The organism is Gilliamella sp. wkB108 (assembly GCF_001690195.1).
Classification (GTDB): Bacteria; Pseudomonadota; Gammaproteobacteria; order Enterobacterales; family Orbaceae; genus Gilliamella; species Gilliamella apicola_L.
Genome location: NZ_LZGM01000010.1, coordinates 1 through 1,652 on the forward strand (window position 1 = coordinate 1; position 1,652 = coordinate 1,652).

Below are 1,652 nucleotides of genomic sequence, written 5' to 3' on the forward strand. Positions count from 1 at the left end.
AATATATGGAAGAAAATCTTTTTATTAGTAAAGTTTTAACACTATTTAATAATAATATTACAACTCAATTAACAATTGATATCGCTTTTTGCTTTGATGACAATTATGCAATGCCTGCAGGTATTGCTATGTCGTCTGTTATTATCAATAATTCAGATAAAAATCTTGTTTTTCATTTATTTGCTAATAAAGTATCTAATGAGAAGATTTTACGTTTTAATGAATTAAATCAAAATAATGTTAGTATTATTATTTATGAGATTAATGAAAATTTCTCGGTCAATCCTGACACTTTAGTTTTACACGTTTCGGCATCAACTTGTTTACGTTTCATTGTCCCTCAAATATTGAATAAAGTCACTTCTCGAGTTTTATATTTAGATTGTGATGTCTTGTGTACCAATAATCTGAATGACTTAATTAATGTTGATTTAGAAAATAAATATTCAGCAGTAGTTTCAGATCTAGAAAAAATGCAAGAAAAGCAATGTACAGCTTGTGATATTCCTTATGGTGAATATTTTAATGCTGGGATGATTTATATTAATACTGATATGTGGGTTGAAAATAATCTTACAGAAAAAGCTTTTGCCATGATAAATAGTGGTAAAGTGTATAAATTTGCCGATCAAGATGTTCTCAATATTTTGATGCAAGGTAAGACTGTTTTTTTACCTCGACGTTTTAATAATCTTACTTCGCTTACTGTTGCTGGCAATGAAGATAATTTAGTTGTACAAGATGCTGTGATTATTCATTATGTCACCGGAAATAAACCTTGGTACAAATTATATTTAACTCCAACTTATCAAAGTTATATAGCTTCCTCTCCATGGGCAAAAGATAAATTATTATTGGCCAACGAAAATGCACCTTCAACTACTAGGCGTTATGCAAAGCTACTCGCAAGTCAACATAAATATATTACTGCTTTTAAATATTATTTACTCTATTTGAAGCATAAAATTAATAAAAAACGTTAAGGAAGGCTTTGTGATAGAAGTTGACAAGTTTATTAGTAAAAAAAATGAATTGTTATCATTTCCTTTTCTAGATAATAAGCAGATATTACATATCCTTTTGTGTTTTGATAATAATTATACTTTATCTGCTGGGGTTGATATTATTTCAGTCATTGAAAATAATTTAAATCAAAATATTCATTTTCATCTATTTACTCATAATGTTTCTGATGAAAATAGACGAAAGTTAACCTCGATTAAAGCTGATAATCTTGCTATAACTGAATATATTATTAATGAGCAATTCCAAATTAATCCAGAAAATACTGTGCAGTTTCCTATAGTTGCTTGTGTTAGATTAATTGCTCCGATGATTTTAAAAGAAGTAGCGGAAAGATTATTATATATTGATAGTGATACACTCTGTCTTAATAGTTTATCATCGATTATTGATATCAATTTAGATAATGTGATTGTAGCTGCAGTGGCTGATGAACCTTATATGCAGAAATCACAATGTGACAAATATAATATAGCTTTTGGAACTTATTTTAATTCAGGTGTGATGCTAATCAATATTGCACTATGGTGTAAAAAAAATATCACTATACAAACATTGCAATTACTTAATAGTGGGGAGAAGTATAATTACCCAGATCAGGATGTATTAAATATTGTGATTGGTGAACA

At 28.1% G+C, this 1,652-nt stretch carries 2 protein-coding genes; both read left to right on the forward strand.

The window, feature by feature from the left end; all coding sequences use genetic code 11:
* Positions 1-983: glycosyltransferase family 8 protein (locus A9G11_RS00795; protein WP_141674312.1), on the forward strand; the 983-nt coding region annotated here is incomplete at its 5' end.
* Between the two features lie 10 nt (positions 984-993).
* Positions 994-1,652 (forward strand): glycosyltransferase family 8 protein (locus A9G11_RS00800; RefSeq protein ID WP_065617641.1); only part of this gene is annotated, 659 nt, incomplete at its 3' end.